The 18,837-nt window shown below is 36.4% G+C and carries 15 protein-coding genes; 4 read left to right on the forward strand and 11 right to left on the reverse strand.

Annotated elements, in window-relative coordinates; translation table 11 throughout:
- Nucleotides 1-101: 101 nt before the first annotated feature.
- The 11 genes from CQ046_RS01050 to CQ046_RS01100 form a co-directional block, all read right to left on the reverse strand.
- Nucleotides 102-392 (reverse strand): hypothetical protein, encoded by a 291-nt coding sequence (locus CQ046_RS01050; RefSeq protein WP_105700476.1) that lies wholly within the window; start codon nt 390-392, stop codon nt 102-104.
- Nucleotide 393: 1 nt separating this feature from the next.
- Nucleotides 394-2,568, reverse strand: coding sequence for a zincin-like metallopeptidase toxin domain-containing protein (locus CQ046_RS01055; RefSeq protein ID WP_228406830.1), 2,175 nt, complete (start codon nt 2,566-2,568; stop codon nt 394-396).
- Nucleotides 2,569-2,641: 73 nt separating this feature from the next.
- Nucleotides 2,642-6,427 carry a hypothetical protein gene (locus tag CQ046_RS01060; protein WP_105700477.1) on the reverse strand — a complete coding sequence of 1,262 codons (3,786 nt, stop codon included), beginning with the start codon at nt 6,425-6,427 and terminating at the stop codon, nt 2,642-2,644.
- 57 nt (nt 6,428-6,484) lie between these two features.
- On the reverse strand, nt 6,485-8,527 hold the full coding sequence (locus tag CQ046_RS01065) for a hypothetical protein (RefSeq protein WP_105700478.1): 2,043 nt from the start codon (nt 8,525-8,527) through the stop codon (nt 6,485-6,487).
- Between the two features lie 11 nt (nt 8,528-8,538).
- On the reverse strand, nt 8,539-9,297 hold the full coding sequence (locus CQ046_RS01070; RefSeq protein ID WP_105700479.1) for a leucine-rich repeat domain-containing protein: 759 nt from the start codon (nt 9,295-9,297) through the stop codon (nt 8,539-8,541).
- A 14-nt stretch (nt 9,298-9,311) separates the two neighbouring features.
- On the reverse strand, nt 9,312-9,953 hold the full coding sequence (locus tag CQ046_RS01075; protein ID WP_105700480.1) for a leucine-rich repeat domain-containing protein: 642 nt from the start codon (nt 9,951-9,953) through the stop codon (nt 9,312-9,314).
- Between the two features lie 53 nt (nt 9,954-10,006).
- The gene (locus CQ046_RS01080) at nt 10,007-10,639 is read right to left on the reverse strand and encodes a leucine-rich repeat domain-containing protein (RefSeq protein ID WP_105700481.1); all 633 of its coding nucleotides are present in this window, start codon (nt 10,637-10,639) and stop codon (nt 10,007-10,009) included.
- Between the two features lie 11 nt (nt 10,640-10,650).
- Nucleotides 10,651-11,301, reverse strand: a complete 651-nt coding sequence (locus CQ046_RS01085) for a leucine-rich repeat domain-containing protein (protein WP_105700482.1) — start codon at nt 11,299-11,301, stop codon at nt 10,651-10,653.
- Between the two features lie 231 nt (nt 11,302-11,532).
- On the reverse strand, nt 11,533-11,778 hold the full coding sequence (locus CQ046_RS01090; protein WP_105700483.1) for a hypothetical protein: 246 nt from the start codon (nt 11,776-11,778) through the stop codon (nt 11,533-11,535).
- A 157-nt stretch (nt 11,779-11,935) separates the two neighbouring features.
- Nucleotides 11,936-12,973 (reverse strand): patatin-like phospholipase family protein, encoded by a 1,038-nt coding sequence (locus CQ046_RS01095; RefSeq protein WP_105700484.1) that lies wholly within the window; start codon nt 12,971-12,973, stop codon nt 11,936-11,938.
- Between the two features lie 191 nt (nt 12,974-13,164).
- Nucleotides 13,165-13,665, reverse strand: coding sequence for a M15 family metallopeptidase (locus CQ046_RS01100; RefSeq protein ID WP_105700485.1), 501 nt, complete (start codon nt 13,663-13,665; stop codon nt 13,165-13,167).
- A 214-nt stretch (nt 13,666-13,879) separates the two neighbouring features.
- Between CQ046_RS01100 and CQ046_RS01105 the strand changes: the two genes are divergently transcribed.
- The 4 genes from CQ046_RS01105 (at nt 13,880) to CQ046_RS01120 (ending at nt 18,835) form a co-directional block, all read left to right on the forward strand.
- Nucleotides 13,880-15,463, forward strand: a complete 1,584-nt coding sequence (locus CQ046_RS01105) for a Na+/H+ antiporter (RefSeq protein WP_105700649.1) — start codon at nt 13,880-13,882, stop codon at nt 15,461-15,463.
- Between the two features lie 185 nt (nt 15,464-15,648).
- On the forward strand, nt 15,649-16,920 hold the full coding sequence (locus CQ046_RS01110; protein WP_105700486.1) for a Y-family DNA polymerase: 1,272 nt from the start codon (nt 15,649-15,651) through the stop codon (nt 16,918-16,920).
- A 230-nt stretch (nt 16,921-17,150) separates the two neighbouring features.
- A complete protein-coding gene (locus CQ046_RS01115; RefSeq protein WP_105700487.1) occupies nt 17,151-18,011 on the forward strand; it encodes a hypothetical protein in 861 nt (286 codons plus the stop codon).
- Nucleotides 18,012-18,022: 11 nt separating this feature from the next.
- Entirely contained in the window at nt 18,023-18,835 is an 813-nt protein-coding gene (locus tag CQ046_RS01120; protein ID WP_123906550.1) for a hypothetical protein, read from the forward strand.
- Nucleotides 18,836-18,837: the final 2 nt, after the last annotated feature.

An 18,837-nucleotide genomic window follows, 5' to 3' on the forward strand; every position in this document is an offset into this window, starting at 1 on the left:
AAGTTTTATAAGACAAATATATGCGGTTAATGCGACAAAACGTGTCGTGTTATAATTTTTTGTTGGAAAAATCCTATTTCTGAGACTATGTTGAGGTTTATTTAATAATAGTTCCCGTTGCTGTCTTTTTTTATTTCATGAATTGAATGTTTGGACTGTATATACAATGGTTCTCCGGAGATATCTGAGAATACAAGGAAGTCAAGAGAATCAAAAACAGGTTCGTTTACCACCACTACCCAGGTATTGATAATTTCACCAGCAGGTCTCGCTACTTCATCTTTTTCATTGTATTCCACTTTGCCGATATTTTCTTCATTAAAGTAAGCCGGATTTAAATCTTTTAAAACCTTTTTTGCCTTTACTAATATTTTTTCTTCAGTATAATTCATTTTATTTTATTTTTAGTGGTTTTAAACCATACTCATTTACTCTCACTCTGTTAATGTAATTAAATGCATCGTTTAACTCTGCTTCTGTCCATCTGCTTCTTTGGGCTATAATCTGTTTCCAGACATACATTTCTTTGGTTAATCTGTTGTATCCTCTATATACTTCAGCTCCTACTTCTTCAAAGTGCTTTAAGTGACACATTTCGTGGAATGCAACTATTTCCGTACACTCTTTCGTCAAAATTAGCTGACCGGTTTGTGCACTGAACATCCCTACCTTAGGGGGAATACTAGACTTCATAAAAAGCATCAGATCTTCAAAAGTTTTGAATCCTCCGACAGGTTTATACAACTTAGTAATAGAGTTAATATCCCCATCTACAATTAAAGTCAATCCTTTATTTTTTAAGGTTCCTCTAAGTTTTCTAATTTGAGTTTCCTTTAATATATTTCCTCCTAAATTGCCAATATTTCTGGATGCCATCCAATCTAACTCTTTAGAAGTAAGATCAGCAATCTCTTCATAACGAGGTTTTATAGCTTCCTTATTTTTCAGAAACCAATCTGCGATCTTTTTCCAAATATTATTGATAAAGTCGCGCAGTTTTTGTCCCCCTGTTTTAAAAAGAAGTAGTAAATCTTCTAATGCCTTACCAGCTTTTTTATAGGCATCTGCAGTTTGAATTTTCACAAATTTACTGGTTTGGCTAATAGTTTTTCCTATTTCTGAATTTATTTTTGTTAAAACCTCTCCAAGTTTCCCAACCTCAGCAACTTTTGCTATATCGGCAATGGGAATGAAGAATGTTCCGATGAAAGAGATCGTAAATCCCGCGATATAATAAATTCTGACCCAATTCATATCATCGGAATTTTTACTTTTTAGATAGTCTGCCATCTGTTTAATTCCATCATATACCGCATTTTTAATATTGGTGAATAATGTTCCTGATTTTAACATATTCCAAAAATTATCTATCATTTCCAGAATGTGTTGAAAATCCAAAGAGATATCAAAAGGTGCTTCAAGTAAGCTCCCCAAGAATTTGAAAATTGATGATACAAAATCAATCACACCGTTCCATATCCCACAAATCAAAGCTATTCTTTCAGAGAGGATAGTGGTTTTTTCCTGCATCTGGGGGCTTTCCAAGGTTTTAAAAATATCTTCAATTTCGTTTTTTACATAGTTGTTATAATTCTCTATAAATTTTTCTATTACAGAGATTTGATTAACAACAATATCATTAATTATTTCAGGAGAAATATCAGTGAAATCAAATCCATCTTTATTGGTAAATATTTCTTTGACAATTTTTAGTTTTCCATCAGGAATGGATAAAACCTTGATTAAACTATCTTTTTTAAAAAAATAATCCTGATTTTCCGTATCCCAAATACTATCCGGAATTTTAAGAAAATCAATGCCATGCCCTAATTTATTAGAAACCCATCCTAAAGCTTTTGCAGGAGCAGAAATGCTCATAATAACATATCTGATAAAAGTAAAAAAACCTTCTTTAATACCTTTTTTTTCAATATATCCTTTTAAAAAAAGTTCTTCAATGATTTCTTTACTGACATTATTGGCATGTTTATTAATTCTATCCATAATGTCTCCGTCAAAAAAAGTTTTATATATTTTACCTGAAGACTGATCTGTATATGTTTTCTTTATTTTATCAGAAACCCTTCCATATAAAACATCGTCACTTAAAGTATCATCATCAGTTTCCAGAAAAAAGATAACTTCATCTTCAGCAGGTTTTACTACTTCGTAGCATTCTTTTACTTTATTGCCGTCAGTTGAAACAAATAGGAGTAATTTAAAAGCCAATTTTTCACTGCTATTAACCATATCATTTCTATTTGTATCTGAAAAAAATTCATATTTATAAAAAGAAAATCCGTTTTTATCAATTTTAGGATCTATTACTAAACTTGAGTTTCCTTGTTGAAAGCTTTTAGCAGAGGGATAATATTTGTTGTTGATTACAGAAGTGTTTTGGTTATAGAATTTATACGTGGCTAGAGGACTTACGTTGTTCATTCCCCGAATAAATTCTCCTGAATTGTTATCTGTAAATAATGGATTCAAAAATGCTGAGAATTTGTTTTTCATTGACAAAGCCTCTTCAACAATATCAAAAACATCTTTATAATCTGTGTTTTTCATTTTTAATAATTTTAAAGATTAATAAAAAAGGCAGAGTAAAACACTCTGCCTCATGAAGTATGATTCAACAGAATTATTGCAATGCCTGCTTTAATTCAGATAATGGTAATGAAGCGATAACTTCTTTAGGATTATCATCTGTTGTCAACTCAAGGAATCCGTTGTTAAGTTCAATTTTGTCTACAAACTTATCGTCTCCTGCGTTTAATTTAGAGTCAACAATAGAAAATTCAGTTTCTGTAACTACATCTGAAGGAACTTCAAAATCTTCTGGATTTTCCTTTGTAAATGGTAATGCTGTAGCTGTTTTTAATCCGGCTGAGTCTTCCTGTAAAATATTCAGAGAAGTAGGAAGTACAGTGATCCATGCTTTTCCTTGTTTTATTCCTACAGGTTCACGCATTTCGTCAACAATACTCAAATACATCGGATCTCCGATTACAGGTACTTCACCTCCGTTCCAGATTCTTCCGGTAGACATGAAGAATTGTACGGCATCTTCGAATCCTGGTTTTACCGTTACAATTACTCTGGCCATACCTGCCTGAAGGAAGTTCCTGAATAAAGGATCTGTACTTTGAGACAGATACATATCCTGCCATTTCGCTTTATCTCCCCAATAGTAAGGATAGAAGGTATAATCCATGATGCTCCATTCAAAGGCTTGTTCCATGAATTTTGCCAATGCAGTATATTGTTCCAGATCTTCACCTAGCACAATGCTGAAGTCCTGCATTCTTTCTGCTCCGTTGGTAAAGTTTTTCCCCAGTGAAGCATAATCCTGTAATAGATAAGCAATACAGTTATGTTTTAGGATAACAGATTCCATATTACGGTAGAAGTTGCTTGAATTAAGCTTTTCTTTATTCTGCTCTTCTTCTTCCTTCGCTTTTTTCTCTATTTCTGCTTTCTTCTCCAAGAAGATGGCATAAGCTTCATCATAAGCCTTGATAATGGCTGTGAAGTTTTCTAAGAACCATGATGTCATGTACGCTGCAGAAAGTTTACAAGTAATTTCGAATGCGATATTCACAGAGTCGATATTTTCACATCTGTACACGAAGTCATAAGAACCGGTTACATTCTGAGGTGTAAAATAAGCTGTACTGTCAATAGAAGTATTCCAGTTTTCCAAAGCTACTGTACCTCCTGCAAAATTACTTGTATATAGAACACTTTTACCTCTTGAATCTCTTTCGAAACCATAGAACATTTTTACGGCACTTGCTTCATAGTTATCAGGGATATCAATTTGTCTGTGTCTGAATTCTCCGTTTCCGTCTACTTTTTCCCATTGTTTTCCAAGAATAAGGTTAATAGGAGATTTCGGCTGTTCTGTAAGTTTTACATTATAGTAATTCGCCCAGTATTCAATCTGTTGTTGAGTGGCTTTTTGAGCGCTTGGCATATTCCATTGACCGGTAACGGTTCTTGGGTCTAAAGGTGGCGTTAATGTATCAGATTTTGAAGCAGCTGTTGCTAAAGTATGAAGTCTTGCAGGTTCAGGAACCATGAATTCAAACATGGTACGTTTACCATAGTTGAAGATCTGGTTTTTCATTTTCTTATCTACCCATCTGTACACTCCAACTACATGTTTGTTACCGTTTCTGTTATCAAAACCATGAGCATTGTTTTCTTCAAATTCTTCAATGATTTTTTCAATTCTTTCCTCGGCTACTTTGGTAAGGATTCTTTCTGTAGCTTTTTCTGTAATTTCCTGAGATTTTGAAATAGCCTGCCTTGTACTGTTTTCTTTAGAGTTTCTGGCAGCAAAGCTTCCTCCCACCTCAAAAGATTTACCCATACCTCCATATCTGAAATGTGCCTCAGTATTAATATCTTGTTGGATAACATTAGCTACTTCAGACTGCATGTCATTTCGGGTTGTAGTAGTTGTATCACTCAGGGTTTCTCTCTCTGTAGACTTGGAAGTGGTGGTCTGAATTTCACTTCTTCTCAGCCTACGGGTTGATTTTTGTTTAAACTCTTTCGCCATAATGTTTTCGATATGAGTTACCTCACCCGGAACATAAGCATGAGTTGTCTGAACAACTTTTAAGTAATCTGCAATACCCAGCCTTTTTACACCAAAGTGCTTAGGAATAAAGGTTCCTGGCTTATATCCACCATTACCTTCAGATGGGTTTTCCGTTTCATCTTTTGTCTCTTCAGTATAAAGAATTCCTGTGAATGTTCTGTTGATTTCAATTTCAGAAAGACTTAATGAAGCTTCTTTTCCATTATTGAAATAAATTTTGATGTCCATAGATCTGATGAACTTACCAAACTTATCCACTAAGAACAGAGGCAAGGCTACTTTTCCATCTACCACTTCAATATTGGAGAAGCTTTCCTCAAACAATCCGAAATCAGTGCTGGCATTGATTTTTACAGAAGCTGCTCCCCATGCGTTGCTTTCAGCCTGATAATAGAATGTAGCTGTTGCCGGCATTCTTGAATAGACTGGTTCGTAGGATGTTTTCAGATAATATGATCTTGGAACAACTCGGGATGAAGCGCTATAAGAAGCAGCTACAGGAACCAATACTCCTCCTACACTTGCATAAGTTTGCTCTGGAGCTGGTGATTTCTGGAATAAAGTCTGAACTTTTGAAGCCGTTTCTTCATCCATTTTTTCAAAAATTTCAGGATAGGTGTCAAACTCGTCAGTAATGGAAACTTCAATTGTTCCTAACTGCAGTTTTCTGTCACTTAAAACCGTTATTGTTGAGAAATCCAATCCGCCTTCAGGTTTTTCCTCACTGGTTACTTTTGTGAAAATATTGACGAATAATTTGAAAGAATCCAGAGAAAGTTTTTCCTTAAGATCCCCAAAATTAATTTCATTTTTATATTCAAACTTGAATGGCGGAACTTTTAAGGCTTCCAATGAAGCATATAAAGCATCAATTTGTTCCTGTGTTAAACCTCCTTTTGCAATTTGGGCTTTAACACTTTCCTGCAAGGTATTGTATCTCTCAATATCTGCCTGATGGGTATCCATATATTGTTTGTAAGCGGCATCATATGCTTTTGCTCTTAACGTATAGAATAACTTCTGAGTAGCTTCCAGTTCAGCTCTCAATTGTAATAGGCCATCTTTCTCAAAAGTAAGATAAGAAAGTTCTGAAATCCTTTCTCCTTCTGCTTTTAATTGCTGCTGTACCGAAAATGAAAGAGGAGTAGTACCGTTGATCATTCCCTCTCCAATTTTAGAGATGTCTACCTGAAATGCATTTCCTGAAGGATTTGATGTGGAACCTTCTCCTTCGTATCCGTCTCCAAACAATTTCATGGGTAAAACAACTCTTGCTTCCAATGCTTTTGCTTTCAGATCCTCACCGTTGATTTTTATTAATTCCGGTGTGGAAGGTAAATCAGCAACATATCCAAAGTGAAGAGCTTTTAAAATATGAACCAAAGCTTCTTTTACATAAAAGTTTTCCTGGGTAACCGTTTGATAAATAAGATTGTCCCAGATTTCTCCCATTTTAGATTGTATAGCATTGCTGTTATATAGATTCTTAGCTGTAATTTCATCTGCTACAGAAATTGCTTCTTTTTTTGCAATTTTTCTACCAATTTTAAGAGCTTCCAAAAGAGGTCCGCCTTCAATTTCAATTTCGCTTTGATATCCAACTGTATTGAATGATTTAGCAGCACGTTCCAATGCCTGGAATTTTTCTAAAGCTGTACTTGCTGGATTAATTGCCGTATCAAAAGAAGTCGTAAGCTGCGATGGTCTGTGAATAAATCCAAGATTTACTTTTTTAGTTTCTGTTAATTCTGGGTTTCTTAAGCTTACAAATCTAAATAAGGTTTGTGGTGCGCTATTGTTTGTTTCGTTTGTTGCCATTTTTTAATATTTTGTTTTTATTGTGTGTATTGTTTTTGTTTACTTAATGAATTGTGATTATACCGGGCTGTCATTTTTTTTGGTGTATTCAAGGGTCAGGGCAAATGAATTGATCAGAGAGTAATCATAATCAGAAACACCTGCAAGTTCAAATCTTACCTTTTTGTTTTCCAGTGTGATGAAAGCTTTCGTCATCCATTGATTTCCGGCAAATGCTACATCCAGTGCATACCATTCTGTGAACATTTGGTTGGAGACAATCACTTCCATATCTTCAAAAATTTTGTCAATTGGAAATTCTCCGGTTCTTGGGATCTGATCAAGGAATAATGTCTTTTTATAGACCGGTTTATTATTAATCCATAAACCACCAGTTTTTTCTTCTTTGGTAGTATAAGAGTGCTGCTTGTCTGCATATTTCTTTTGGATAAAACTTTCATTACGATAATAGTCGCCATAATAAAAAGATCCAGTCATTCCCGGAGAATCATAAGATGTTCCTATAAAGTCAATTCCTGAGATTCTTACATTACTGCCTGCATTGTATTTATTATTGATTTCAACTACTCCGTCATCAAGGAAGGAAATATATGATCCATACACAGCTCCTTTCAATTCTCTGTTTCCGTTTGTATTGTCAAAGACAATATCTCCGGTAATAGGTTTCACAGGTGTTGTACCAGAAAGTGGGACAAAATCAGTAAGGTCTGATAAATTTTTATATCCAAATACATTACCATCGTTCAGCACTGCTACTTTGGTGTAAGAACTGTCTGCTAAAGGAGTTCTTTTTGCAGAAATAACAGCGTCAAAATCTACTGTTCTTACGGCAAAGTCCCCTCCAATTAATGGAGTCACAAAATCATGACGTCTTGCTACCGGATTGGATTCAATAACCAACTTGTTGAATGTGGAACCTCCCAATGGGGCATTACAGCCAATAACGACGTTATTATCTCCCCAAACTCCCATTGCATGAGTGGTTGAAGCTGCATTATATCCGATAAATGTATTGGAACCCCAAGCCCCTGAAGTGGTAACTTTTCCGTAATTCTGCCCAGCAAAAGCTCCAAGGAATGTATTCTGAACCCCATGAGTAAGCCAGTATCCGGTTCCTATTCCTAATGTGGTGTTGTATTTACCATCAATGTTTTTAACCCCCGCTTCATCCCCAACGTAAGTACATCCAAGAGCTGTGGTTGAATTTTTACCAGCTTCAGTTCCGACCATTAGATTGTAACTTCCGGTTGTTAAAAGCGAGCCGCTGTTTACTCCTACCATAGTGTTCCAGTCTCCGGTGGTCAGGTTGGCACCAGCAAAACCTCCGATAGCAATATCACTTAGGCCGGTTGTTAGTTTTGGTAGGGCATTATATCCGATCCCAATTCCATAGGTTCCGGTATGATCTGTATTCATGTTTCCAAACCATAAAGAATAGGTTTTAGAGCTGAAATTGATTTCACCTGCTCTGCCTTCGCTCGGTTGGAAAATGATAGGTTTGGTTGTTCCGTTACCTCTGTCGATGACATTTTGTAAATTATCATTTCCGCTAAATGCTGGTTTATCAGAAAGATCATTATAGCTGCCTGTAAGCGCTACTTTTTTCAAAACTACTTTGTCCTGGCCTTCCTGTACCAATGTCATACTTCCGTCGGGATTGGTAGTCGGAATAATACTGAATTCTGATAGATTAATGTGAAAGGCAGATCCATCATTCTGGGTAATTGTGATGATATTCTGAGCGGCATCATATTCAGCTCTTTCAATATGGATGTTATTGGTAACGAGAGTACCTAAATCTACAGATTTACTTTGTTGAACTCCATTCTCACCGATATAAAATACAGTTAAGATATTTCCGTTCAATTGTGGGGTTTGAATAGATGTTTGTGTTTCGATTTTGTTTTTCCAAAGCTGAGCATCCTGTGGGCTTATATTGGAAGCGTTTACATCTGCTTTTTTAGAAAAGTCGTAATCTATTTTTTCTAAAGGAAGTTTTTCATCCTTATGCCAATATGACTCCTGCCATTCCCAAAATTCTTCCTGTTTTGGGATATCCCCGTTTTCGAAATATTTTTTTAATTCCTGTTTTGTTTTCATTTTGTTAAATTTTAATTAATAAGCTGCCCTCCGGTTACCTGAACTTCAGGATCAAAAGAATACATGTGATATTTGGTGTTTTCTCCTAATACAACCTCTGTTAGTTTGTTGCCTGAAAATGCTCCCGACTCAATATTGAGAACAGTTTGTGGAATATGTACAGATGCAATAAGGTTATTTCCGAAAGCATAATTTTTGATTTCAGTAACGTCATCAGGAATGATTACAGAAGTAAGTTTATTGGAGCTGAATAAAGTTTCTTCAATGACTTTAAGTTTCTTTGGAAGCAACAAATCTGAAATTTCATTACCTGAAAATGCGCCGTAACCAATCGCAGATAGATTTTCAGGAAGTCGGAGCGAGGTAAGTTTATTACTTGCAAATGCAAGTTTCTGAATTTCAGTAACGGTATTAGGGATCGTAATGGAAGTAAGTTGTGAGCTTAAAAAAGCATTTTCTCCAATACTTACGATACCGTCAGGTATTTGTATATCTGTTATCATTATGCCCATTGTAAAATATTTGGGAATCCTTAAAGTTCCCGGCGGTACAATTACTTTTCTTTTTAGAAAAAATTCCATTGAGGCATTTTTATCTTTATCCATCTCAGCGTAAATGATATTATATGTACCATTCTCGAGTCCTGAAACTTTTTGTGTGGAGATTTTCTCATCCTTATGCCAGTACGAGTTCTGCCATTCCCAAAAGTCTTCCTGCCTTGGGATATCTCCATTTTCAAAATAGAGTTTGAGTTGTTCTTTTGTTTTCATAACTGTTATGGATTTTACATGTCACTGATTAGAGTTCCTCCAACAACTGTAGTTTGGGCATCAAAAGCATCAGCGTAATATTGGGTAGATCTTTCCAGCCTTACATATTGTAAATTGGGATTGTTGCTAAATGCTTTGGAGCCAATCATAACAACTGTAGATGGGATGTACAGTGAACTGATTTTGTTATAGCTGAAAGCTGAGCTTTTAATTTCTTTCAGTCCTTCAGATAAGGATAATGTTGTGATTTGATTATTAGAAAATGCACTTTCACTGATGGTTTTAACCTGTGCCGGGAGACTTATTGATTTAATAAGATTATTACTGAAAGCTTCTTTTCCAATCTTAGTTACACTATTGGGAACTGATACTTCCGATATACCGGTATTGGAGAGAAACATGTCAGGAATAGACAATGTTCCTGCTTTAATAAATACTCTTTTGACACTTAAATGAGCCAGAGAAGCATTTCCGGTTTCATCGATCTCAGTATAAAAGTCATTAAAACGAGGTAATCCGTTTTCCAGACCTGCGATTTTAGTCATGTCAATTTTCTCGTCTTTATGCCAGTATGAGTTCTGCCATTCCCAAAAGGCTTCCTGCCTTGGGATATCTCCATTTTCAAAATAGAGCTTTAATTCTTCTTTTGTTTTCATTTTTTGATGTTAATAATTTTAAACAATGACCTTTTTGAGAAAGTATTGTTGCATTACTCTTCTGTGATCCTATCCAGAATAATTGCTGTTGCCGGAATACCTGCATTACTGATATCCAATCCTATTGGCTTTGCGACGGTCTGAAGAGATGAAATGGCAAATGCATTTTTTCCTACAAACCTTACCGAATCGGGAATTTCTAAAAATGTTATAGGACTTCCGGATAACTGAAATGCTCCTTCTTCAATAGTTTCAATACCATTTTCCAATATGAGTTTAGAGACACTGGCAACTGCACTTGCAAAAGCGTATGATTCTACAGTCTTGCATGATCCCGGAATCGTTAGAGTTCCTTTCAAATATTGTCCATTAAATGCTCTTGATTTTATTCTTTCCAAGGAGGTAGGAAATTTAATTTTAGAGATACGATTTTGATATGCCACTGCAAACTGAAATCCTCCGATAGTTTTTACTCCTTCAGGGAAAACCATGATAAAATCCAATCCTGTGATTTCTGTGCTGTCTGTTGGTGAATAAATAAATTCAGGGTAAGGAGCAAAATTAAGATGTGCTTTATCTATTTTTTCATCCTTATGCCAGTATGAGTCCTGCCATTCCCAAAAATTTTCCTGTTTTGGGATATCTCCATTTTCAAAATAGAGCTTTAATTCTTCTTTTGTTTTCATGTTGTTAATTGTTAGATGTCTGCGTAGTATAAGATGGTTGCTGTTGCTGGGATACCAGCATTACTGATATCTAAACCTTGTTTCACAGAAACTTTCTTTAAGGATGGGATATTGAATGCGTTTTGCCCCACTGATTTAACTGATTTAGGGATGTGTAAGTCTGTAATGGTCGTATTTCCAGCAAGTTGAAAAGCATAATTGTCAATAGTTTCAATACCATTTTCTAAGATGAGTTCAGACACTCTGGAATTTGAACCGGAGAATGCCGATGCTTCAATTATTTTGCATGATCCGGGTATTCTTAAAGTTCCGGTTATGAATTGGTTACCAAATGCATTAGCTTTTATTCTTTCCAAAGTACTTGGAAGAGTCACTTGTGTAATAATATTTTTTGCTGCTGCCTGATACAGAAAACCTGGTCCTCCAGCTATACCCCCAATAACTTTGATCCCTTCAGGAAATACAATTCTTTTTCCTATTCCCATAATCTCTGTATTGTCTGTAGGAGAAGGTAAAAATTCTTCATAAGTTATTAGCTCGAGAGAACTGTTGGGTAATTTTTCATCCTTATGCCAGTAAGAGTTCTGCCATTCCCAAAAGTCTTCCTGCCTTGGGATATCTCCATTTTCAAAATAGAGCTTTAATTCTTCTTTTGTTTTCATAAAACTTTGTGTGATTTGTTGGTTAATAAATTGATTGTTGTCTCCTTTTTTGGTGGAGGAGATTCCACTTTTGTACTATATTTTCAGACATAGTTCTGGCTGTCCAGCATTTTGTGAATGGTGAATTCAAAGGTGTTGAGACTGTTTAATGAGATTGCTGTGCGTGTATTATAGAGATTTCAAAGGTAATGGCGGACAGCGTCAGAACTTGTCGTGTTTTTATTATTTTAATTAAAAAGTATCTTCTTCAAGCACTCCTTCTTCAAAATCTTCTCTGAAGAAGTTTTCAATGTTATTGAGATAGTTTTCATAATCCATCTCTGCATTTTCGATGTCGCTCCATTCTATGGTGTAGAGATCTTCATCGAAGAGTGTATGGGTATTGTGATTGGGTGTTTCCATGTTTTGTGTTGTAAGGTGTTGGTTATATTTTGAACATATTTCAGGCTGTTCAGCATGAGAGAATGTTGAATTCAAAGGCTTTTAAAAATTTTTAAGGATTATTGTTTTGTGTCTTTTTGATACTCCAAAGGTAGTAGGGGAGAACGACAAAACTTGACGTGTTTTAAAAATATTTTCCAATTTTAAAATATAATTTTCAGAGCTTATATTGGGTGTTTATAAGGTAAAAAGCTTATATTTTATTTTTGATGAGTTTCTGAACAATTTGGTTTAATGTTTCTCTGTTATCATCAATATAGCTCAATCCTGCCTGGATCAGGTTTTCAATATTAGACCTTCTCACATTATCCATTGCTGGAGAAGCGTTTTTCAGAGAAGGATTCAGGCGGTAATAGTTCTTCTGGTTTCTAAGTCCCAGCGTTTGAAACATCTGTTCCAGCTGGTAATCCACTGTTTCTGCATTGGCAGACATTAAAATGTCGATAATAGGACTTACCCAGCCAATTTTTCCTGCTTTTTCAAGTCTTTTGAAAGGATAAGGTCTTGCTTCAATTCCTGTTCCGATAGAAATAATAATCATGTCGTTTACACTCGGATGATTGGCTTTCTGGTGGTTTTTTAACACTTCTGCAAAAGGAATTTTTCTTGCTTCTGCATAAGCACAAAGAGCAGGATTATTAGCGAACATTCCTCCGTCAATCAGGCTGAAGATCTGTCCATACATGGATTTGATCTGCACAGGGCTAAAATAAGTAGGAGCAGCTGAAGTTGCTCTGCAGATATCCTTTACAAAAAAGTTATCTGTGCTGAGGTGGGCTTTCCATGAGTTGAAAAGCTTAGCTCTTCTGTTCTCGATATCATAACTCATTATTAAACAAGGTTTTATTAATTCTTTTAATTCTAAATTTCCAAAAAAGTCATTTAAGTTTTTTTCAAGAGCTTCCTGGGAAATTCTTTCATTCAATAATCCGAATGGATTGACCAGTTTTTCCCAAAAGGAAACCTGGAAAATGTCGCCGCCTTTTTCAGCATATAATTCTAAGCCTTTCTGAATAGAATATTTTGCTTTTCGGGCTTCATCAGGAGATAAAATAATAGAAGCAATCAGACCTCCGGTGCTGCTGCCCGCTACCAGATCAAAATAATCTCCGAGCTTGGCAGTCGGTTTATCATAATACTGGAGCTGTTCTTCTATGTAACGTAGAATAATGCAGGTGATGATTCCCCTTATTCCACCTCCGTCCAAAGAAAGAATGGTTGTCTTTTTCATGTGATATTTTTAATGGTTTGTTAAAAGGACACATGCAATCTTAAATCTACAGAATCCATTGATTTTTTCAAAAAATGTTGAGATTCCATACTTGGATTTCATTGCTTTTTTCGTTGTTTTCTTATAAAGCAAAGGTAGGCCGGGGAAGCGACAGAACGTGTCGTATTATATTTAATTTCAAATAAATGACACTAAAAAATAACGTAATTCTGTTGGTCTCTTGGCATCTTCAAAAGCGTTCTCCAACTGGTTTTTACAGGACCTTTTTTAGACGGAATATTCTTTTTTTCGAAGTGGGGAAGATCCTTAAATGTTTTCCAGTTTCCACCCCAGTCCCAGCCATGGCGGGCAAAAATTTTTACACATTCGTACCAGTCGGCCACTTTATCATTGTCCCAGTCTTTTACGGTATCCCAGCTTGCTGTTTTTCCGTCAATCATAAGGCACATATCTACGGCAAGACCATAGTTGTGAATGCTCTGTCCTGCCTTAGCATTGGTTACCTTTTTTCCTGACGTAATTCTTCCGATCGCATACAGTTTTTCCTGTTCTTCAAAAGATCTTAACCCTTGGGTGATTCGTATTTTGGCTCTTCCGGTGAGTGCTTCATCACATTCCTGTATGATTTGTTTTACTTCATCTCTTACCAGCGGGTGAAGTTTTTGAATTCGTTCTAAGGTTACTTTGTCCATATTTCTTATTTTCTTATAGGACAAAAGTATAGCGTGGAAGCGACGAAACTTGACGTGTTTTATTTGAATTTTGTTTAAAATTCCAGAGTATTCATTCTGAGACAGTAACCCTATTTATATGACTAAAATTCATCTTTCAACATAAAAATTAGAAAAAAAATTGCTTTTAAAAAATAGAAGTAGTAAATATGACAGACAAAAAACACAATATCAAATGCATACCATCTTACCCTTTTTACTTGCTATGGTCGCAGCCATCGTGCTGCTCAATATGTGGGCTACTAAATTAAAAATTGCCTACCCAATTCTGCTTGTTGTATTTGGGCTTCTCGTTAGTTTTGTGCCGGGGCTTCCGGTCGTAAAGATCAATCCGGATCTTATCTTTTTTATATTCTTACCACCTCTGCTATTTGAAGCAGCATGGTCTATCTCTTTTAAAGAAATGAAAAGATGGTGGCGTATTATTGGAAGCTTTGCCTTTTTAGTGGTCTTTTTTACTGCACTGGCTGTGGCAGTGACTGCTAATTATTTTATTCCCGGATTTACGCTTGCCCTCGGCTTTTTGCTGGGAGGGATTGTGTCTCCGCCTGATGCCGTAAGTACAGGAGCAATCATGAAGTTTGTAAAAATACCATCTACTACTTCCGCTATTCTGGAAGGAGAAAGTTTACTGAATGATGCCTCTTCACTGATTATATTTCGTTTTGCCCTTGTTGCAGTTGGAACGGGACAGTTTATATGGCAGGAAGCTTCGCTTGATTTTTTATGGATGATTATTGGAGGTGCCGGAATCGGTTTAATATTGGCCTGGATTTTTGTACAGGTTCACAAAAGACTCCCTACGGAAGCTGCTTCAGATATTGCCCTGACAATTATTGAACCTTATCTCATGTATTGGATTGCAGAACAGTTTCATGCTTCCGGAGTTTTAGCTGTTGTTGGTGGAGGTCTGTATATGTCTGGCAAACGATTAATATTTCTTAACAGTACCAGCCGAATTATGGGCTATAGTGTGTGGCAGAGCTTTGTATTTATTCTGAATGGTATTGTATTTTTAATTATCGGTCTTGAACTTCCTGAAATTGTTGGCGGTCTGCGTTGGGAAGGAATTCCTTTGGGCACAGCCATTAAATATGGGGTATTTGTGACGGGAATTTTAATTGCTGCCAGAATTATAAGCTCTTATGCCGCCATGCTGGCCACATTGATTTTTAGGCCAAGTGTGGCACCCCGTGCATCTTCTAACAGGAGACGTTTGCTGATGCCTATTATACTTGGGTGGACGGGAATGAGAGGAGTCGTTTCATTAGCAGCAGCATTAGCCATTCCTATTACCCTTGAAAATGGGCTTCCTTTTCCGAATAGAAACCTTATCCTGTTTATTACTTTCGTGGTGATTCTGTTGACATTGCTCGTGCAAGGGCTTACATTGCCATACCTGATAAAATACGGGCATGTATTTGATGATTTTTCAGATGAGGAAAAAGACAAAAAAGCAAGAGAAGAAATAAAGCATAAACTGAAACAGCATGTTTATCACTTTCTGAAAGATAAGCATGAAAATGAGCTGAATAGCCATGCCGGATTAGAAAGAATGCTGAAACACTGGGAAGAAAAAATACAGACTAATGAAACCGAATGGATGAATGAAAAGACCAAAGATATCTTTTTTGAAATGTTGGAAAGTCAGAGACAGTTTCTTTCAGAACTCAATAAAGATACTTCTGTAAATGAAGAGATTATCCGCCATCAGCTCTACCAGCTGGATCTTGAAGAAGAACGCTTGAAAATGATTTAATCTTTGTTTTAATAAATGTTTTTTTGAATACAAAATTAAAGTGCTAATGCGACAAAACATGTCGTGTTTAAAAATTTTATTTATTTGTTTTTCAGACTGTTAAATATGATGTTAATTATGGTCTAAAAGATTATTTTATTCTTTAAAAACTATAATTTTGTATAGATATTTACTATACAATTGTCATGTACGCTCTGGTAGATTGTAACAATTTTTTTGTTTCCTGCGAAAGGACTTTAGATCCTGATCTTGAAGGCAAACCCGTTGTGGTTCTTTCCAACAACGATGGGTGTGTTGTGTCCAGAAGTAAAGAAGCAAAAGATCTGGGAATTCCTATGGCAGCTCCTGCATTCAAGTACAAAGAGCTTTTTCAGAAACATGATGTGAAAAGTTTTTCTGCAAAATTTGAACTGTATAATTATAAAAGCCAGCAGGTTATTAATATTGCTAAATCCTATGTTCTAGACCATGAAGTGTACAGTATTGACGAGCTTTTTCTTGATCTGACGGGATTCAAATACATTGATATTTACGCATATTGTCTTAAAATCAGAAATGAGATCCATGAGAAAGAAAATATCCCCGTAAGCATAGGAATTGCTCCTACTAAGACCTTATGTAAAGTAGCGAACAGAATTGTAAAAGAATTTCCGGATAATTTTAAAGGAGTGTATATCATGGATACTCCTGAAAAAATTGAAAAAGCCCTGAAATGGCTCAACATAGGAGACGTATGGGGAATAGGGCGAAGACTTGCCGTCAAAATGAATGACGGTGGCGTATATAAAGCATGGGATCTTCTTCAGAAACCTGAAATATGGGTCCGAAAAGTGATGGGAATTCACGGAGTAAGAATGATTAATGAATTGAAGGGAATTCGTCAGCTTGAATTGGATGCACCTTCTCCTAAAAAATCCATAGCCGTTACCCGAAGTTTTATGCAGATGCTCACCAAGAAAGAAGAAGTACGGGAAAGAGTAGAAACTTTTGGAATGTATTGTTCGGAAAGATTGAGAAAGCAGAATACCTGCTGTAAAATGATCACTGTTTTTGTACAGACGAACCGATTTAGAAAAGACCTGCCCGAATATAAAAATGCAATGACCCGCATTCTTTCCAATCCTACCAATTCATCCATCCTGATCGGAAGAGTAGTGAATGAACTTTTTGAAGCCATTTACAGAGAGGGATTCCACTACAAAAGAGCTGGAGTTATGGTGAATGATTTTGTTCCCGAAGATCAGAGACAGATCGGTCTTTTTGAGGAAGATATACAAAACCAGCATCTTCCCGTGATGAAAGCCATGGATGCTATGAACCGGAAATATGGAAAAGATAAAGTGCGTCTCGGAAGTATGAGCGGAGAAAATACCTTTGGCCGTGCAAAACTCTCCCCGGAATATGAAGCTTTTCTGAAAAAGAATACATTACCGGAAGCAAACTTCAGATTTCATTAGACTTAAATTTTTCCTCAAAAACATAGATTCTTTAAAAATTTCTATTGAAATAAGGTTTCTATTTTATTTTAAATAGTAAAATTCCGTATTTTGATAATGTAAAATAAAGTATTATTTTATTGTTTATCAGTTGATTATGTAATTGTGGCTGGTGTAGGGCTATTGTAGGACATATGCTTTTACATTTATCTTTGGCCAAGAATTGTACACGTTTTAAAACCACAAATTACATGAAAAATCTAAGTATTTTGATGAAGGGAATCCTGATTCCCTTATGCTTTACCATAAGCCACTCGAAAGCGCAGGTAGGTATTAATACTTCAAATCCTCAAACCACTTTCCATGTGGATGGGGCAAAAGATAATCCCTCATCCGGAGCACCATCTTCTACCCAAATTGCTAATGACGTTGCTGTCACTTCTGCCGGAGAAATAGGAATTGGAACTTTAACGCCAGCTGTTAAGATAGACACACGCTCGGTAACGAATTCAGACAACTCAATCGGAATAGGAGAGACCAGCCAAACCGCTTCAGTGGCAGGTGGAGGGGCTGTAAGATATAATCCACTGAATGGCGGAAAGATGCAGTATTCTGATGGTGTAGTATGGCAGGATCTTATTTCTTCCCCTACCAAAGCGGTAGTAGTAGCCAATCTTCAGGCCGCCAACTTTGCAGTTAAAATTCCCTATCAGGTTTCTACAGGGATTGCCGGATGGACGGAGGTTTCCGATCCAACAGGAAATTTTACTCCCGGAACAGGTGTTTTTACCGCTCCAAGAACCGGAGTGTATCTTGTTTCTTTTACATATGATTTTGTAAGAATTCCTATCGTTTCAGGCTACTTTTCAGAAGCAAGATATGTTGTAAACGGAAGTAGTACCGTAAAAAAATGCGTAAAATCTTATTCAAATATTTCAAAACAGGCACAGGTTGCAGGTTCTTGCGTAGCCGGGGTTCAGCTGAATAAAGGAGATACCCTTCAGCCTTATATCTACCAGTCTGTTTATAACGGAAGCCTGAGCCTGAGAACAGATACCTCTTCTGCAAGCAATGAATACGGCTTTGTAAATCTTTCTATTTTAGAACAATAACACATTTTGATATGAGAAAAAAATTAGGACTGGCTTTACTCATTTGCTGTGGCTTATGGATGAATGCTCAGATAGGAATCAATATGTCTTCTCCGGAAGGAGCAGTACACATTGACGGACAGAAGAAGACAAGTGCTTCAATACCTTCCACTTATTATGATGATGTAGTTATTACTTCCTCTGGAAGTGTAGGGATAGGAACAAAATCTCCGAAAACACGACTTGATCTGAGATCAGGAGAACGTTTAAATGCAATAGGGATTGGAGGAACTTCACAATCTGCTTCGGCAGCAAAGGCCGGAGCGATGAGATATAATTCCGGAACCCAGGATCTGAGCTATTCTAACGGAACAACATGGGTAGCATTGGCTCATAAAGCACCTAATGATTTTGTGGATGCTGAAAATGCTTCTACACAAAGCTTCAGCGATGGAGTACAGGCTGCTGTTATCGGCTGGACTAAGAAAACGGACGTGAATAGCAGTTTTAATGCAGGTACAGGAACTTTTATAGCCTCAAAAACAGGCGTATATATCGTATCCTTTACCTTTTCACTGGCTTCGGGAAGCATTGCAGATGATTCAAGGTATGAAACATTGATTCAGACCAATTCTACATCTTCTGCAACCGGTAAAGTTTTCAAATGTGTAGGAAGTTACCCGGGAAACAATACGATCGGAAACCGCGTTGCGGGGAACTGCTCCGGAATTTTTAACCTGAATCAGGGAGATAATATTACGGTAAGCCTGAATCAAAAACTGGGAAGTTCAAAAACACTGGATACCGATTCTACACTGACTTCTCTAAGTATTTTCGGATTATAAAA

Source organism: Chryseobacterium sp. MYb7, assembly GCF_002979455.1.
GTDB lineage: Bacteria > Bacteroidota > Bacteroidia > Flavobacteriales > Weeksellaceae > Chryseobacterium.

Coding starts and splice junctions, on each gene's coding strand:
- CQ046_RS01075 (WP_105700480.1), bottom strand. CDS start 9,953: ATGAAAACAAAAGAAGAATTAAAGCTCTATTTTGAAAATGGAGATATC.
- CQ046_RS01080 (WP_105700481.1), bottom strand. CDS start 10,639: ATGAAAACAAAAGAAGAATTAAAGCTCTATTTTGAAAATGGAGATATC.
- CQ046_RS01100 (WP_105700485.1), bottom strand. CDS start 13,665: ATGGACAAAGTAACCTTAGAACGAATTCAAAAACTTCACCCGCTGGTA.
- CQ046_RS01055 (WP_228406830.1), bottom strand. CDS start 2,568: ATGAAAAACACAGATTATAAAGATGTTTTTGATATTGTTGAAGAGGCT.
- CQ046_RS01105 (WP_105700649.1), top strand. CDS start 13,880: ATGCATACCATCTTACCCTTTTTACTTGCTATGGTCGCAGCCATCGTG.
- CQ046_RS01115 (WP_105700487.1), top strand. CDS start 17,151: ATGAAAAATCTAAGTATTTTGATGAAGGGAATCCTGATTCCCTTATGC.
- CQ046_RS01095 (WP_105700484.1), bottom strand. CDS start 12,973: ATGAAAAAGACAACCATTCTTTCTTTGGACGGAGGTGGAATAAGGGGA.
- CQ046_RS01120 (WP_123906550.1), top strand. CDS start 18,023: ATGAGAAAAAAATTAGGACTGGCTTTACTCATTTGCTGTGGCTTATGG.
- CQ046_RS01060 (WP_105700477.1), bottom strand. CDS start 6,427: ATGGCAACAAACGAAACAAACAATAGCGCACCACAAACCTTATTTAGA.
- CQ046_RS01050 (WP_105700476.1), bottom strand. CDS start 392: ATGAATTATACTGAAGAAAAAATATTAGTAAAGGCAAAAAAGGTTTTA.
- CQ046_RS01070 (WP_105700479.1), bottom strand. CDS start 9,297: ATGAAAACAAAAGAACAACTCAAACTCTATTTTGAAAATGGAGATATC.
- CQ046_RS01085 (WP_105700482.1), bottom strand. CDS start 11,301: ATGAAAACAAAAGAAGAATTAAAGCTCTATTTTGAAAATGGAGATATC.
- CQ046_RS01110 (WP_105700486.1), top strand. CDS start 15,649: ATGTACGCTCTGGTAGATTGTAACAATTTTTTTGTTTCCTGCGAAAGG.
- CQ046_RS01065 (WP_105700478.1), bottom strand. CDS start 8,527: ATGAAAACAAAACAGGAATTAAAAAAATATTTCGAAAACGGGGATATC.